This window comes from Pseudomonas sp. SZ57, from assembly GCF_009495975.1.
GTDB classification, from domain to species: Bacteria; Pseudomonadota; Gammaproteobacteria; order Pseudomonadales; family Pseudomonadaceae; genus Aquipseudomonas; species Aquipseudomonas syringae.
In genome coordinates this window covers 149,562-166,269 of the sequence record NZ_WIBD01000028.1, presented here as the reverse complement: position 1 = coordinate 166,269, position 16,708 = coordinate 149,562, and the positions used below count along the sequence as shown (strand labels likewise).

The following is a 16,708-nucleotide window of genomic DNA, read 5'->3' as shown; positions in this document are numbered from 1 at the left end:
TCAGGCAACCTCCACCGGCGTGCTACTCAGACGGGTCAGCGCCTGAGTCACGGCGTCCGGCTCAAGCAGACGCATGCAGTTGTAATGGCCGAAACGGCAGGTGCGCTCAAAGCACGGGCTGCACTCGATGCCCAGACGCACCACCTCCACTGCGTCGGCCAGCGGCGGCGTGAAGCCCGGCGAGGTCGAACCGTAGACAGCCACCAGCGGACGGTTCAGCGCTGCGGCCACATGCATCAGGCCGGAATCGTTGGACACCACCGCGTCGGCGCACGACAGCAGGTCAATGGCTTCGGCCAGCGAGGTCTCGCCACTGAGGTTGACGGACTCCTCGCGCAGGCCGGGAATCAGCTCCTGGCGAATGCTCTCACCGACCGGGTGATCCTTTTTCGAGCCGAACAGCCAGACCTGCCAGCCTTCGCGAATGCTCGCGTCGGCAACCTGTGCGTAATGTTCGGCGGGCCAGCGCTTGGACTCGCCGAACTCCGCGCCGGGGCACAGCGCCAGTACCGGGCGATCCAGCGTGAGGCCGAATTTGCTCAGTGCGGCATCGCGTGTGGTCGGGTCGATGCGCAGGCTCGGCCGCGGGTAAGGACGCGGCAACTCGGCGCCCTTGTCGAAGGCCAGGGCCATGAAACGTTCGATCATCAGCGGGTAGCGCTGTTTGTCGAGGGTTCGTACGTCGTTGAGCAGGCCGTAACGAAACTCGCCGCGCCAGCCGGTGCGCTTCGGGATACCGGCAAAAAACGGCACCAGCGCCGATTTCAGCGAATTGGGCAGCAGGATAGCCTGATCGTATTGGCCAGCAAGAGATTTGCCGATCCGGCGACGGGTCGCCAGTTCCAAGGCACCGTGACCCAGCGGAAAACTGAGCGCAGCGCGAACTTCCGGCATGCGCTCCAGTATCGGACGGCTCCACTCAGGGGCCAGCACGTCGATTTCGCACTCGGGATGACGCTGTTTCAGACACTGGAACAGCGTTTGTGCCATCACCATGTCACCGACCCAGCTAGGCCCAACGATCAGAATTTTCATGTTCTATCCAAAAACGACCAGAAACGATCAGGGAGGCCGATCAGACTGCGTGACGTTCCCACACAACCTGTCGCCTCCCTGTCATAGCTTTATAGAGTGTTGCAGCGGAATGTGGCGTCGCCGTGAGGCTCAGCTCAACCCCATCTGCGTCCAGATCCGCATCACCTCACGCCGCTGGGCATGAAACTGATCGCCGCTGACCACGCCCGCCTGCTTCTGCAAGGCCTGGCGATGTGCCGCCGAGCGATACGCCTTATAGGCTTCGCGCAACAGGCCGGCATCCGTATCCGGCAGCAGCCCGGCCTCTTCCAGCCCTTCGAGAATCCGGATGTTGTCGGTGTATTGCAGCAGCGCGGGATGCTCTCTGGACCACGCCAAGGCGGCGTATTGCACCATAAATTCGATATCGACGATACCTCCGGCATCCTGCTTGAGGTCGAATGGCACCGCCGCCTCGAAGGCATTGGCCGCCCTGCCGGCCGCTGTCGCGCGGGTCCCGAGGTTGTCACGCATCTTGGCGCGCATTTCGCTGACTTCGGCGCGCAGCTTGTCCAGATCGCGTTCGCGCCCCAGCACATCGGCACGGACCTTCTCGAATTGCTCGCCTACATCCCGGCTGCCGGTCATGACCCGCGCACGAACCAGCGCCTGATGCTCCCAGGTCCAGGCTTCATTGGCCTGATAGCGGGCGAAAGCGCCCAGAGAGCTGACCAGCAGGCCGGACGCCCCCGAAGGCCGCAGGCGCATGTCGACGTCATACAGCTGACCGGAGTTGGTTTGCGTGGTCAGCAAATGGATCACCCGCTGCCCCAGCCGGGTGAAGAACTGCGCAGTGTCGATCGGTTTGGCACCGTCGGTCTCGGCTTCCAGATCGCCATCATGAATGAACACCAGATCCAGATCGGAGCCGTGCCCCAGCTCGATGCCGCCGACCTTGCCGTAGCCGACGATCACAAAGCCCGGATCGCACAACGTGCCGTCCGGGCGCAAAGGCGTACCGTGGCGGGCCACGCTGTAGCGCCAGGCCAGCGCGAGCACCTGATCGAGAATCGCCTCGGCCAGCCAGGTCAGGTAATCACTGACTTTCATCAACGGCAGGCTGCCGGATATCTCGGACGCCGCGACGCGCAGGCTGTGCGCCAGTTTGAAATGCCGCAGGGCTTCCATCTGTTGCTCGAGATCGTCCTCGGGGATACGAATCAGCCGCTCACTCAGCTCGGCCGCCAGTTCCGGGGCCAGCGGCGGATTGAACAGCCGCCCTTCGTTGAGCAACTCATCGAGCAGCAACGGGAAGCGCGCGATCTGTTCGGCAATCCACGGGCTGGCGGCGCACAGGGTCAGCAACTGTCGCAGCGCGTCGGGGTTTTCCGTGAGCAGCACCAGGTACGCCGAGCGCCGCGCGACGGCCTCGACCAAGGGCAGCACGCGCTCCAGGACCAGGTCGGGCTTCTCATGTTCCACCGCCTGAGCCAGCAGACGGGGGATGAACGCGTCCAGCCGCTCACGGCTCAGACGCTGCATCGAACGCAGGTTGGGGCTGCTGCGCAGGTTGGCCAGATGTTTCAGCGCCTTCTCGGCATCGACGAAGCCGGCCTGCAACAGTTGGCGACCTGCGGCTTCTTCGTCTTGGGACTCTTCCCACAACGGCAGCCATTCGCCTCCCACCACCACTTCGTCATCTTCATCTTGCTCGTCGTCCGGATCAGCATCGGGGTCAGCAATGACCTGACGGAAGTGCCAGGCCACACGGCCACGCCAGTACATGAGCCGTTCGTGAAAGGCAGCCCAGTCAGCGAAGCCCATGATCAGCGCAACGCGCGCCTGATCCTGTTCGTTGTCCGGAAGCATCTGCGTCTGACGGTCGGCAATCGCCTGAATGGCGTGTTCGGTATAACGCAGAAACTCGTAGCCCTCACGCAGCTCTTCGGTCACGGCCGAGGGCAGATAGCCCTGCCCCTCGAGGGTTTTCAGCACTTTGAACAGCGGCCGCTGCTGCAGACTCAGGTCGCGGCCGCCGTGAATCAGTTGAAAGGCCTGGGCGATGAACTCCACCTCACGAATGCCACCGGCACCCAGCTTGATGTTTTCCGCCATGCCCTTGCGCTTCACTTCCTGCTGAATGAGCTGCTTCATGGTGCGCAGCGCTTCGATGGCCGAGAAATCCAGATAGCGGCGATACACGAACGGACGCAGCATCGCCAGCAATTCGGCACCAGCCGCCTGATCGCCACCGACCACGCGCGCCTTGATCATCGCGTAACGTTCCCAGTCCCGGCCTTGGTCCTGGTAATACTGCTCCAGCGCATTGAAGCTGAGCACCAGTGCCCCGGAGGAACCGTAGGGGCGCAGGCGCATGTCGACCCGGAACACGAAACCGTCGACGGTCACCGGGTCGAGCGCCTTGATCAGCCGTTGGCCCAGGCGAATGAAAAACTCCTGATTGTCCAGCGCACGCTTGGTACCGACGGTTTCGCCGCCCTCCGGGTAGCCGAAGATCAGGTCAATGTCCGAGGACAGGTTCAGTTCCACCGCGCCAAGCTTGCCCATGCCCAGAATGACCATGTGCTGGGGCTGCCCGGAATGACGACCGGTCGGGGTGCCGAACTGCTGGCAATGCCGGGCGTACAGCCAGTGGTAAGCCAGATCGATCGACGCATCGGCCATGTCCGACAGGTCACGGCAGGTTTCGATCAGGTTTGCCTGACGGGTCAGGTCGCGCCAGATAATCCGTACTTGCTGGCGTGCGCGCTGTCGACGTAGATTACGCCCCAGTTCATCCTCGCTGGCGGTGCTCGACAGCGCGTCGGCAAGCTGACCGCGCAATTGGCCGGCAGCGAAGCTACGCTCCAGCTCGCCCGAATCGGCCAGCTGCAGAAGCATCTGCGGATCACGGCAGACTTGTTCGGTTACAAAATCACTGGCGGCGCAGACCCGGTCGAAGGCTGCCTGTCGCGCCTCGGGCCAAGCGTTGAAAGAAGCCAGCGCGTCCTCGGACAGGACAGTCAGCGCAGCCTGAAACATCTGGCGGGCGCGGCTGATCGATGGCAGTAGAATGGCCGGAAATTCGGCCAGTAAAGGTAGGCTCATGGTCTATCCTTGATCGGCGTGCAGACGCCCGTCCGTCGTTACGGCGAGACGCGTCTGCCAGCACCGCTTGTCGAACAAAGGTTATAAATTGCTGGAAAAATCAAATTAGAAGCATAAAAATCCGCTTTTTCCCTGCAAGATATTCAATAGCGATCAACAGTAACGTTTTAAGCTACACGACAACAGGAGCGATTGAGTCGCTTCTCTGTAGTTTTACTACTGGGTCCGATACTCGGAGGGCTGAAATCGTCGTCGATTTGTAGTAAAACTACACGCCGCCGGATCCCACCCTCCGGAAATCCAAGAATTTATGTCGTCTGCCCACAAGGCCAGTCGCAAACTCAGGCAACCGATTCTGGAAGCCTTTCCGCCCTGGAGCAAGCCATGCAAGACCTCGATCCCGTCGAAACCCAGGAATGGCTGGACGCCCTGGAATCGGTTCTCGACAAAGAAGGCGAAGACCGCGCTCACTACCTGATGACCCGTTTGGGCGAGCTGGCCACCCGTAGTGGTTCGCAGCTGCCGTACGCCATCACCACGCCATATCGCAACACCATTCCTGTCACCCACGAAGCACGCATGCCTGGCGACCTGTTCATGGAACGCCGCATTCGCTCGCTGGTGCGCTGGAACGCATTGGCCATGGTTGTCAAAACCAACATCGGCGACCCGGATCTGGGCGGCCACATCTCCAGCTTCGCCTCCAGCGCCACGCTGTACGACATCGGCTTCAACTATTTCTTCCAGGCCCCGACCGACGAACACGGCGGCGACCTGATCTACTTCCAGGGTCATGCATCGCCAGGCGTTTACGCCCGTGCATTCATGGAAGGCCGCATCACCGAAGAGCAAATGACCAACTTCCGTCAGGAAGTCGACGGCAATGGCCTGTCGTCTTACCCACACCCGTGGCTGATGAAAGATTTCTGGCAGTTCCCGACCGTATCGATGGGCCTTGGCCCGATCCAGGCGATCTACCAGGCGCGCTTCATGAAGTACCTGGAGCACCGCGGTTACATCCCGGAAGGCAAGCAGAAAGTCTGGTGCTTCCTGGGTGACGGCGAGACCGACGAGCCGGAATCCCTGGGCGCCATTGCCCTGGCCGGCCGCGAGAAGCTCGACAACCTGATCTTCGTCGTCAACTGCAACCTGCAGCGCCTCGACGGCCCGGTTCGCGGCAACGCCAAGATCATCCAGGAACTCGAAGGCGTGTTCCGTGGCGCCCAATGGAACGTCACCAAAGTCATCTGGGGCCGTTTCTGGGACCCACTGCTGGCCAAGGACGTCGACGGCATCCTGCAACGTCGCATGGACGAAGTCATCGACGGCGAATACCAGAACTACAAGGCCAAGGACGGCGCGTTCGTCCGCGAGCACTTCTTCAACTCGCCTGAACTCAAGGCCATGGTTGCCGATCTGTCCGACGACGAGATCTGGAAACTCAACCGTGGCGGCCACGACCCGTACAAGGTCTATGCGGCCTACCACGAAGCCGTCAACCACAAGGGTCAACCGACCGTGGTTCTGGCCAAGACCATCAAGGGTTATGGCACCGGCGCCGGCGAAGCGAAAAACACTGCGCACAACACCAAAAAGGTCGATGTCGACAGCCTGCGTCACTTCCGTGACCGTTTCGACATCCCGGTCAAGGACTCCGAACTCGAAGCCCTGCCGTTCTACAAGCCGGAAGAAGGCAGTGCCGAAGCCCGTTACCTGAGCGAGCGTCGTGCTGCGCTGGGTGGTTTCGTACCGCAGCGTCGTGCGCAGAGCTTCAGCCTGCCGACCCCGCCACTCGAGACCCTCAAGGCCATCCTGGATGGCTCGGGCGATCGCGAAATTTCCACCACCATGGCCTTCGTGCGCATCCTGACGCAACTGGTCAAGGACAAGGAAATCGGTCAGCGCATCGTGCCGATCATCCCGGACGAAGCGCGTACCTTCGGTATGGAAGGCATGTTCCGCCAACTGGGCATCTACTCGTCGGTCGGCCAGCTCTACGAGCCAGTCGATAAAGAACAGGTGATGTTCTATCGCGAAGACAAGAAAGGCCAGATCCTCGAAGAAGGCATCAACGAAGCGGGCGCCATGTCCTCCTTCATCGCTGCCGGTACTTCGTATTCCAGCCACAACCAGCCGATGATTCCGTTCTACATCTTCTACTCGATGTTCGGTTTCCAGCGTATCGGCGACCTGGCCTGGGCCGCTGGCGACAGCCGCACCCGTGGCTTCCTGGTTGGCGGCACCGCCGGCCGTACCACGCTGAACGGTGAAGGCCTGCAGCACGAAGACGGTCACAGCCACATCCTGGCATCGACCATCCCGAACTGCCGCACCTTCGACCCGACTTACGGTTACGAACTGGCAGTGATCATCCAGGACGGCATGCGCCGGATGTTCGAAGAGCAGCAGGACGTTTTCTACTACCTGACCGTGATGAACGAGTCCTACGCCCAGCCAGCCATGCCGGCCGGTGTGGAAGAAGGCATCGTCAAGGGCATGTACCTGCTCGAAGAAGACACCAAGGAAGCGGCGCACCACGTCCAGTTGCTGGGCTCGGGCACCATCCTGCGTGAAGTTCGCGAAGCGGCGAAGATTCTCCGTGACGAGTTCAACATCGGTGCCGACGTGTGGAGCGTTACCAGCTTCAACGAGCTGCGTCGCGACGGTCTGGCTGCAGAGCGCAACAACCGCCTGCACCCTGGCCAGAAGCCGCAGCTGAGCTATGTCGAGGAATGCCTGAACGGTCGCAAAGGTCCGGTCATCGCATCCACGGATTACATGAAGCTGTTCGCTGATCAGATTCGTCAGTGGGTTCCAACCAAGGAATACAAAGTCCTGGGCACCGACGGTTTCGGCCGTAGCGACAGCCGCAAGAAGCTGCGTCACTTCTTTGAAGTCGATCGCCACTTCGTGGTGCTGGCAGCCCTGGAAGCCTTGGCTGATCGTGGCGATATCGAACCTAAAGTCGTGGCTGAAGCCATCGCCAAGTTCGGTATCGATCCTGAAAAACGCAATCCACTGGACTGCTAAGAGTCTGCTTCAAGAGCGCTGATCAGAGCGTAAACAGCCGAGGATGCGGAATTTACTCGACGTAAATGAGCATCCAACGCTGTTTCGTTGTAACTGAACCAGCGTATTCGTGAGTGAACAGGTTCTCCTAAGGAGAGACATAGTGAGTGAGTTAATTCGTGTACCCGACATCGGCAACGGTGAAGGCGAAGTCATTGAATTGATGGTCAAGGTCGGTGATCGCATCGAAGCCGACCAGAGCGTTCTGACGCTTGAGTCGGACAAGGCGAGCATGGAAATCCCTGCGCCCAAGGCTGGCGTCATCAAGACCATGAAGGTCAAGCTGGGCGACCGCCTGAAAGAAGGCGACGAGCTGTTCGAACTGGAAGTGGAAGGCGAAGCCGCTGCGGCCCCGGCGCCTGCTGCCGAACCTGCCGCAGCCCCTGCTGCTGCCGAAAAGCCGGCTGAAGCGGCACCTGCACCCGCAGCCGCCGAGCCTGCTCCGGCAGCCAGCGCCAGCGTTCAGGACATCCACGTGCCGGACATCGGCTCGTCGGGCAAGGCCAAGATCATCGAACTGATGGTCAAGGTCGGTGACAGCATCCAGGCCGATCAGTCGCTGATCACCCTGGAATCCGACAAGGCCAGCATGGAGATCCCGTCTCCGGCAGCAGGCGTTGTCGAGAGCATCGAAGTCAAGCTGGACCAGGAAGTCGGTACCGGCGACCTGATCCTGAAACTGAAAGTCGAAGGCGCCGCGCCTGCCGCTGCTCCGGCCCCTGCCGCCAGCGCACCCGCCGCTGCGCCGGCCAAGGCTGAGGCCGCAGCTCCTGCTGCCCCTGCTCCCAAGGCAGAGGCAGCACCTGCGCCGGCCGCTCCAGCGGCTCCGGCAAAAGACGGTGCCAAGGTTCATGCAGGCCCGGCCGTTCGTCAGCTGGCCCGCGAATTCGGCGTCGAGCTGAGCGCGGTCAGCGCCACCGGCCCGCACGGCCGTGTGCTGAAAGAAGACGTTCAGGCTTACGTCAAAACCATGATGCAGAAGGCCAAGGAAGCTCCAGCTGGCGGCGCAAGCGGCGGCTCGGGCATCCCGCCGATTCCGGAAGTCGATTTCAGCCGTTTCGGCGAGATCGAAGAAGTACCGATGACGCGCCTGATGCAACTCGGCGCTTCCGGTCTGCACCGCAGCTGGCTGAACATTCCGCACGTCACGCAATTCGACCAGGCCGACATTACCGACCTGGAAGCTTTCCGTGTGGCGCAGAAAGGCGCTGCCGAGAAGGCTGGCGTCAAGCTGACCGTTCTGCCACTGCTGCTCAAATCCTGCGCCCACCTGCTCAAGGAGCTGCCGGACTTCAACGCGTCGCTGGCACCTAGCGGCAAGGCCGTGATCCGCAAGAAGTACGTGCACATCGGCTTTGCCGTGGACACCCCGGACGGCCTGCTGGTCCCGGTCATCCGCGACGTCGACCAGAAGAGCCTGTTGCAACTGGCCGCCGAAGCCGCCGCACTGGCGGAAAAGGCGCGCAACAAGAAACTGACTGCGAACGACATGCAGGGCGCATGCTTCACCATCTCCAGCCTCGGCCACATTGGCGGCACCGGCTTCACGCCGATCGTCAACGCGCCGGAAGTGGCGATCCTCGGTGTTTCCAAGGCAACCATCCAGCCCGTCTGGGACGGTAAAGCCTTCCAGCCAAAACTGATGCTGCCGCTGTCGCTGTCCTACGATCACCGCGTGATCAACGGCGCAGCTGCTGCCCGCTTCACCAAGCGCTTGAGCGAATTGCTAGCGGACATCCGCACAATCCTGCTGTAAGCCCTGCAGGCCCGTCCCCGGACGGGCCTTGCTGTACACCTTTGCGAGCTGCCACGCTCGAACCTCAACCCCGCCTTCCAGCGGGGATTTTTTTGTCTGGCTATCGCGCCCATGCTCCGCGCTCATTGCTGGATCCTGTGGGAGTGACAGGGGCGGCGATCCGCATTGCTCACGAACCATCTTCTGGGACTGTAAGAGCCCCTTCGCGAGCAAGCTCGCTCCCACGACCTTTATCGTCGGTGCCAGGTCTGACTGGCGGGTGATACACTACGCGACATTTTTGTTTTGCAGGTTCACCGTCGTGACTAACACCGCTTTCAATTCTCTGCCTCTGTCCGCTGCCATGCTGGCTAACCTGGAGTCGCTTGGTTATGCCGAAATGACACCGATTCAGGCGCAGAGCCTGCCGGTGATCCTCAAGGGCATGGACCTGATCGCGCAAGCCAAGACCGGCAGCGGCAAGACCGCTGCGTTCGGCATCGGCCTGCTCAACCCGATCAACCCGCGTTTCTTCGGTTGCCAGGCACTGGTCATGTGCCCGACCCGCGAACTGGCGGATCAGGTGGCCAAGGAAATCCGCCGTCTGGCGCGCTCCGAGGACAACATCAAGGTCCTGACCCTGTGTGGCGGCGTTTCGTTCGGCCCGCAGATCGGCTCGCTGGAGCATGGCGCGCACATCATCGTCGGTACCCCGGGTCGCATACAGCAGCATTTGCGCAAGGGCTCGCTGGTCCTGGACGGCCTTAACACGCTGATTCTCGATGAAGCTGACCGCATGCTGGACATGGGTTTCTACGACGCCATCGCCGACATCATCGAGCAGACCCCGCAGCGCCGTCAGACCCTGCTGTTCTCGGCGACCTACCCGGTTGGCATCAAGCAGTTGTCCTCGAAATTCATGCGTGATCCACAGACCGTGAAGGTCGAGGCACTGCACGCCGACAGCCAGATCGAGCAGATTTTCTACGAGATCTCCCCGGAGCAGCGCCTGGAAGCAGTGGTCAAGGTACTTGGCCATTTCCGGCCGACGTCCTGTGTGGCGTTCTGTTTCACCAAGCAGCAGGTGCAGGAAGTGGTCGATCACCTGACCGCCAAAGGCATGTCTGCCGTCGGCCTGCATGGCGATCTGGAACAGCGTGACCGTGATCAAGTGCTGGCGATGTTCGCCAACCGCAGCACCTCGGTACTGGTCGCCACTGATGTGGCCGCGCGCGGCCTGGATATCGACGCGCTGGACATGGTGATCAACGTCGAGCTGGCGCGTGATTCGGAAATCCACATCCACCGTGTCGGCCGTACCGGTCGTGCAGGCGAGAAAGGTATCGCGGTCAGCCTGGTGGCCCCGTCGGAAAGCCAGCGCGCCCGTGCCATCGAAGAGTTGCAGAAAGCGCCGTTGAACTGGCAGCAATACGACAGACTGAGCATCAAGGAAGGCGGCAAGCTGCTGCCCGCCATGACCACGCTGTGCATCGGCTCGGGCCGCAAGGACAAGCTGCGTCCAGGCGACATCCTCGGCGCATTGACCGGCGAGGCAGGCATTCCCGGCACTCAGGTCGGCAAGATCGCGATTTTCGACTTCCAGGCCTACGTTGCCGTCGAGCGCAGCATGGCCAAACAGGCCCTGGAACGTTTGAACAATGGCAAGATCAAGGGCAAGTCGTTGCGCGTGCGGATTTTGTAAAGTTTATCGTTGACCCTGATAGTCCCTACACGCCGCGCCGAGCGTCATATACAGGCCCCGAAGGTCCTGAAAACGCGGTTTTCAGGCTTCTGCCCGCAGGGCGTAGGAGCGAACTTGTTCGCGAAGACGGTAGTTCAGACGATAAATCTTCGGAGAACCTACCGGCCCTTTCGCGAACACGTTCGCTCCCACGGCCTTCGGCCAGAATCAAAAACAGGCTTGTGCATAGCTTGGCGCGGAGCATGGGAACGATCGTGACCTGAAGATCGAGGAACCACGCTGTGCCCGTTACTGACGTTGTAATCATTGGCGCCGGCGCTGCCGGTCTGATGTGTGCGTTCACCGCTGCCGCTCGCGGGCGCAAGGTGATGTTGATCGACCACGCCAACAAACCCGGCAAGAAGATCCTGATGTCCGGTGGCGGGCGGTGCAACTTCACCAATATGTACACCGAGCCGGCCAACTTCCTGTCGCAGAACCCGCATTTCTGCAAATCGGCCCTGGCCCGTTACACCCAATGGGATTTCATCGCGATGGTCGCCAAACATGGCGTGCCTTATCACGAGAAAAAGCTCGGCCAACTGTTTTGCGACAACAAGTCCAGCGACATTCTGGAAATGCTTCTGGAAGAGTGCCGCCAGGCTGGTGTCAGCCTGCACATGGACACCTCCGTGCAGCAGATCGAAAAGACCGACGCCGGCTACAGCCTGCAGACCACGCTGGGCACCCTGAACTGCCAGTCGCTGGTGATTGCCACGGGCGGGCTGTCGATTCCGACGCTGGGCGCCACCGGCTTTGGCTATCAGGTCGGCAAGCAGTTCGGCCACACGCTGCTGCCGACCCGTGCCGGGCTGGTGCCGTTCACCATCACCGATCAGCTCAAGGAGCTGTGCACCGAACTGTCAGGTACCTCGGTGGATTGCCTGGTGAGCTGCAACGACACCAGCTTCCGCGAAAACATTCTGTTCACCCACCGCGGCCTCAGTGGCCCGGCGATCCTGCAGATCTCCTCGTTCTGGCAGCCCGGTGACACCGTGGAAATCAACCTGCTGCCCGATCATGACGTGCCCGCCTGGCTCAACCAGCAGCAGGCCGAGCGCCCCAACAGTGAACTGAAAACCCTGCTGGGCGAGATGTTCACCAAGAAGATGGCCAACCTGATCGCCGAACACTGGTTCGTTTCCAGACCGATGAAGCAGTACACCCACGCCGAACTGGCCGAGATCGCCGAAAAGCTGGCGAGCTGGCAGGTGGTCCCGGCGGGCACCGAGGGTTATCGCACAGCCGAAGTGACGCTGGGCGGCATCGATACCCGCGAAGTGTCATCCAAGACCATGGAGTCGCTGAAAGCCCCCGGCCTATATTTCGTGGGCGAAGTGCTGGACGTGAGCGGTCATCTGGGCGGCTTCAACTTTCAGTGGGCGTGGGCGTCGGCCTATGCTGCCGCACACTACGTGTGACGTAGTCGCTGATACGCAACATCTCGACACGGCAAACCGGTATAAATTTTGCGAGGCGGATGTACAGCCAGTCATTTGGTCTGTACATATCCTCCTGCACGATCGATCAATTGCGAACAGGGCCGTCAAGCTAACCCATGGCATCGAAATCTCTCCGTCATACATTCCGTCGATTGTGGGCGCTGGATAAATTCAGCTATAGCGTTCGAGTCTTTATCGCACTGACCGGCAGCATGGCGCTGTGCTGGTATCAAAACGAAATGGCGTTACTGATCCCGCTGTTTCTGGGGATCATCGCCTGCGCCCTGGCCGAGACCGACGACAGCTGGCAAGGCCGACTCAACGCCCTGGCGGTAACACTGGTGTGTTTCAGCATCGCCGCCCTCGCCGTCGAATTGCTCTTCCCCTACCCCATCCTGTTTGTCTGTTCACTGGCGCTGGCCAGCTTCTGCCTGACCATGCTGGGCGCGCTGGGTGAACGCTATGGCGCGATTGCCTACGGCACGTTGATCCTTTCGGTCTACACCATGATCGGCGTCGATCAGCGTGGCGGTGAAGTGCTGGACTTCTGGCATGAACCGATGCTGCTGGTGGCGGGCGCAGCCTGGTACGGCCTGCTGTCGGTGCTGTGGCAGATGCTGTTTGCCAACCAGCCGGTGCAACAGGCGCTGGCGCGACTGTTTCGTGAGCTGGGCCAGTACCTGAAACTCAAGTCGACCCTGTTCGAACCGATTCGCACGCTCAACGTGGAGGCCCGTCGTCTGGAACTGGCGCAGCAGAACGGCAAAGTGGTCGCCGCGCTGAACTCCACCAAGGAAATCATCCTGCACCGCGTCGGCAGCGGCCGCCCCGGTTCCAAGGTCAGCCGCTACCTGAAGCTGTACTTCATCGCCCAGGACATCCACGAGCGCGCCAGCTCGTCGCATTACCCCTACAACTCACTGGCCGATGCGTTTTTCCACAGCGACGTGCTGTTCCGCTGCCAGCGCCTGCTGCGCCAACAGGGCGCTGCCTGCCAGGCGCTGTCGGAATCCATCCAGCTGCGGCAGCCGTTCGTGTATGACCCCAGCTTCGCCGAAGCCATGGAAGACCTGCACGCGTCCCTTGAGCATCTGCGCATCCAGAGCAACCCTGCTTGGCGCGGCCTGCTGCGTTCGCTGCGCGCGCTGGCCGCCAACCTCGGCACCCTGGATCGTCTGATCAGCGACGCCAGCAACCCGGACGCCGTGGCCGATGCCACCGACAGCAGCCTGCTGGACCGCTCGCCGCGCAACCTCAAGGATGTCTGGACACGCCTGCGCCTGCAGATGACCCCGACTTCGCTGCTGTTTCGTCACGCGCTACGACTGCCGCTGGCATTGACCATCGGTTACGCGATGGTGCACCTGATCCACCCGTCACAGGGCTACTGGATCATTCTGACCACGGTGTTCGTCTGCCAGCCCAGCTACGGCGCCACCCGGCTCAAGCTCGGCCAGCGGATCATCGGCACCGCGATTGGCCTGACGGTCGGCTGGGTGCTGTTCGATCTGGTCACCAGCCCGATTCTGCAATCGATGTGCGCCGTGCTGGCCGGGGTGGTGTTCTTCGTCAATCGCACCACGCGCTACACCCTGTCGACCGCCGCCATCACGGTGATGGTGCTGTTCTGCTTCAATCAGGTCGGCGACGGTTACGGCCTGTTCCTGCCGCGGCTGTTCGATACGTTGCTGGGCAGCCTTATTGCTGGCCTGGCAGTGTTCCTGTTTCTGCCGGACTGGCAGGGACGGCGCCTGAACAAGGTGCTGGCCAATACCCTGACCTGCAACAGCATCTACCTGCGGCAGATCATGCAACAGTACGCCAAGGGCAAGAGTGACGACCTGGCCTACCGACTGGCACGGCGCAACGCCCACAACGCCGACGCCGCGCTGTCGACCACGCTGGCCAACATGCTCATGGAGCCCGGCCACTTCCGCAAGGAGGCCGACGTCGGCTTCCGCTTTCTGGTGCTGTCGCACACGCTGCTCAGCTACCTTTCAGGCCTCGGCGCGCACCGTGATACGCAGTTGCCGAGTGATGTGCGCGAACACCTGATCGATAACGTCGGTGCCACGCTGGCCGCCAGCATCGACGAGATCGCTGCAGGGCTGGCCGAGAAGAAGCCGGTTGCGGTACAGAGCGATGTCGAGGAAGAGCTGGCCGCACAACTGGAGCAATTGCCCGAAGACATGGACGAAAGTCAGCGACTGGTGCAGGCCCAACTGGCGCTGATCTGCCGCCAGCTGGCCCCGCTGCGTACCCTCGCCGCGCACTTGATCAAAGCTCCGGAGACTGCTGCAACCCATGCAGTCTGAGCAGTTCATCGTAGGTGCCATCCGCTTTCATGGCGGTAATTTCGCGATCGAAGTCGGCGACGATCTTGTCGTGGTGGGGATTTTTCAGGCTGACCAGAATATGCAGGCTGTTCTCGCTCAACGAGCCCGGTAGAAACTCGACCCGGTCACGCACCTCGTCCGGCTCCATCGCCAGGTTGTAACGGGCCACGTATTCGTCTTCCAGGGTCAGATCGACACGCTCGGCGGCAAGCATGCGTATGGCGGTGGAGAAGTTTTGCACCGGGACTTTCTGCAGCTCGGTGTCGTTGTCAAACGCAGGGGCATAAGCGTAACCCCGGACCACTGCGATGACGTACCTGTGCAATTGCTCATGGGTCAGGGTGCCAATCGGCGAGTCCTTGCGCTTGATGAAGCGCACCCGATTGAGCAGGTATTGCGCAGAAAACTGGCCAACTTTCGTACGCTCCTCGCTGAACCAGGCATTGATCAGCACATCATGACGCCCCTGGCTCAAGCCCAGCATCGCTCGCGCCCATGGCACTTGCTCGTACAGCGTGGTGTACCCGGCACGGCGTAGCGCCGTATTGACGATATCGGTCGCCAACCCGCCGTTGAGCAGCAGCGCGTCGGTAAAGGGAGGCCAGGGGTCGGCGACAAGACGCAGCTTTTCAGCTGCGTTGGCCTGCGCCATCAGCAGAACGACCAGCAACCCCACCGCTCGAAGCGACTGCGACATGCTCAGGTTCCTGAAAGGGGCGGCATACCCAATTTAATCCTATCGGCAGGGAAACGCTCGCGCGTTAAGGCGCCTGCCGTTTTTAATTGAAGACCTCAAGCAGGCAGTAGACAAGCAGGGCAAGCAACATGCTCAACCGGCGCAGCATTCATAACGTTGACGGCGTTTATTGGGAATGTCGCCGGATACGTTTAGACTTCGCTTCTGGTTTCCCTGCGAGTCTGCGACATGTCTATCAAATGGATCTGCAAACATCACACCGAGCTGAGCATCCAGCAGCTCTATGCCGTGCTGCAACTGCGTGCCGAGGTGTTTGTGGTCGAGCAGCAATGCGTGTATCTGGACGTCGACGGACAAGACCTGACGGGCGACACCTGCCACCTGATGGCGTGGCAGGAAGACAAGCTGGTCGCCTACCTGCGTTTGCTCGACCCCATCCAGCAAGGCGGCGACGTGACCATCGGCCGGGTGGTAACGGCGCCTTCGATTCGCAGCAGGGGCATCGGCCATGAACTGATGGAGCAGGCCCTGGAAAACGCCGAACGCAAATGGCCCGACCAGCCCATCTATCTATCGGCCCAGGCGCATCTGCAAGGCTATTACAGCCGCTACGGCTTCAACCCGGTAGGCGAGATCTACCTGGAAGACGACATCCCGCATATCGGCATGCGTCGCGATCTGGACTGAAAACCGCTCAGGGATACTCCAGCACAGCCTTGATGCGCGGCAGATTGTCGGCGATCCAACCCTTGTCAACGGCGCCCCAGTCACGGATCCGGTAGCTGCCGGCGTGATTGCGGCCGCCTTCGAGCTGCTCGAAGTCACACACAATGTCCAGATCGGCAAGCGCACTGATAGTGTCCTGCGCGGTACGACGAGGCATGCCGGTTGCCGCCATCAGTTCAGGGACACTGCTGGCGATCTGTGAATCGATCAGGTACGCCACGTACAGGCGGCGATAGAAACTGCTTTTGGTCTTGCTGACCTGCATCGTCGAATCCTTTTTCAGTGCTGGCTCAGCATGGCGCTCGTGCGGCCTGCAGATCGCGGTACGTCAGGTACACGCGCAAATCGAATTCCAGTTGGTGATAACCGGGCAACATGTGCTCGCACAACTGGTAGAACGCCTTGTTGTGGTCCGACTCACGAAAATGAGCCAGTTCGTGCACCACGATCATTTTCAGAAACTCCGGCGGCGCTTCCTTGAACAGCGCGGCCACACGAATCTCGTTACTGGCCTTGAGCTTGCCACCCTGCACTCTGGATATCTTGGTGTGCAGGCCCAGCGCGCGATGGGTCAGGTCCAGGCGATTGTCGAAAAGAACCTTCTTGATGGCTGGCGCGTTGCGCAGGTGATCCTGCTTGAGCGCCAGCGCATAGGCGTAAAGGGCCTTGTCGCTCTGGACCTGATGCCGCGCGGGGTAGCGCTGCTGTAGATAATCCGCCAGGCGATCCTCGGCAATCAGCTGCTGCACCTGATCCTGCAGGGCCTGCGGATAGGCCTGCAGGTATTTGAGCGGAGCATGGCTGGATGCAGTCATGGGGCCTTTGCATGAGATCGAAAAA

The 16,708-nt window shown here is 61.0% G+C and carries 11 protein-coding genes; 6 read left to right on the top strand and 5 right to left on the bottom strand.

The window, feature by feature from the left end:
* Together waaF and glnE are read right to left on the bottom strand one after the other, a co-directional pair.
* Complete coding sequence (gene waaF / locus GE543_RS22990; RefSeq protein WP_100072807.1) at positions 1 to 1,035, bottom strand: lipopolysaccharide heptosyltransferase II; 1,035 nt, start codon at positions 1,033 to 1,035, stop codon at positions 1 to 3.
* Between the two features lie 129 nt (positions 1,036 to 1,164).
* Positions 1,165 to 4,122 (bottom strand): bifunctional [glutamate--ammonia ligase]-adenylyl-L-tyrosine phosphorylase/[glutamate--ammonia-ligase] adenylyltransferase, encoded by a 2,958-nt coding sequence (gene glnE, locus GE543_RS22985; protein ID WP_153222448.1) that lies wholly within the window; start codon positions 4,120 to 4,122, stop codon positions 1,165 to 1,167.
* Between the two features lie 384 nt (positions 4,123 to 4,506).
* On the opposite strand from glnE, the gene aceE reads away from it, so the two are divergent.
* The 5 genes from aceE to yccS all read left to right on the top strand — a co-directional run bounded on the left by aceE (position 4,507) and on the right by yccS (position 14,424).
* On the top strand, positions 4,507 to 7,152 hold the full coding sequence (gene aceE / locus GE543_RS22980) for a pyruvate dehydrogenase (acetyl-transferring), homodimeric type (protein WP_003392156.1): 2,646 nt from the start codon (positions 4,507 to 4,509) through the stop codon (positions 7,150 to 7,152).
* A 142-nt stretch (positions 7,153 to 7,294) separates the two neighbouring features.
* Positions 7,295 to 8,947 carry a dihydrolipoyllysine-residue acetyltransferase gene (gene aceF / locus GE543_RS22975; RefSeq protein ID WP_371927236.1) on the top strand — a complete coding sequence of 551 codons (1,653 nt, stop codon included), beginning with the start codon at positions 7,295 to 7,297 and terminating at the stop codon, positions 8,945 to 8,947.
* A 301-nt stretch (positions 8,948 to 9,248) separates the two neighbouring features.
* Positions 9,249 to 10,628 (top strand): ATP-dependent RNA helicase DbpA, encoded by a 1,380-nt coding sequence (gene dbpA / locus GE543_RS22970; protein ID WP_003432003.1) that lies wholly within the window; start codon positions 9,249 to 9,251, stop codon positions 10,626 to 10,628.
* Between the two features lie 281 nt (positions 10,629 to 10,909).
* A complete protein-coding gene (locus tag GE543_RS22965; RefSeq protein WP_249723680.1) occupies positions 10,910 to 12,088 on the top strand; it encodes an NAD(P)/FAD-dependent oxidoreductase in 1,179 nt (392 codons plus the stop codon).
* A gap of 137 nt (positions 12,089 to 12,225) precedes the next feature.
* On the top strand, positions 12,226 to 14,424 hold the full coding sequence (gene yccS / locus GE543_RS22960; RefSeq protein ID WP_032697710.1) for a YccS family putative transporter: 2,199 nt from the start codon (positions 12,226 to 12,228) through the stop codon (positions 14,422 to 14,424).
* Here the strand turns inward: yccS and GE543_RS22955 are convergent.
* On the bottom strand, positions 14,387 to 15,142 hold the full coding sequence (locus GE543_RS22955) for an ABC transporter substrate-binding protein (protein ID WP_003414394.1): 756 nt from the start codon (positions 15,140 to 15,142) through the stop codon (positions 14,387 to 14,389). The two genes, yccS and GE543_RS22955, sit on opposite strands and share 38 nt — an antisense overlap.
* A 228-nt stretch (positions 15,143 to 15,370) precedes the next feature.
* Here GE543_RS22955 and GE543_RS22950 point away from each other — a divergent pair, with 228 nt between their 5' ends.
* The gene (locus GE543_RS22950; protein WP_003366207.1) at positions 15,371 to 15,829 is read left to right on the top strand and encodes a GNAT family N-acetyltransferase; all 459 of its coding nucleotides are present in this window, start codon (positions 15,371 to 15,373) and stop codon (positions 15,827 to 15,829) included.
* A 7-nt stretch (positions 15,830 to 15,836) separates the two neighbouring features.
* Here GE543_RS22950 and GE543_RS22945 read toward each other — a convergent pair whose 3' ends face one another.
* Both GE543_RS22945 and GE543_RS22940 read right to left on the bottom strand, forming a co-directional pair.
* Positions 15,837 to 16,133: a helix-turn-helix domain-containing protein gene (locus GE543_RS22945; protein WP_003392169.1), complete on the bottom strand. Its 297-nt coding sequence runs from the start codon at positions 16,131 to 16,133 to the stop codon at positions 15,837 to 15,839.
* A 25-nt stretch (positions 16,134 to 16,158) separates the two neighbouring features.
* Positions 16,159 to 16,683 carry a M48 family metallopeptidase gene (locus GE543_RS22940; RefSeq protein ID WP_004409397.1) on the bottom strand — a complete coding sequence of 175 codons (525 nt, stop codon included), beginning with the start codon at positions 16,681 to 16,683 and terminating at the stop codon, positions 16,159 to 16,161.
* Between the last annotated feature and the right edge of the window lie 25 nt (positions 16,684 to 16,708).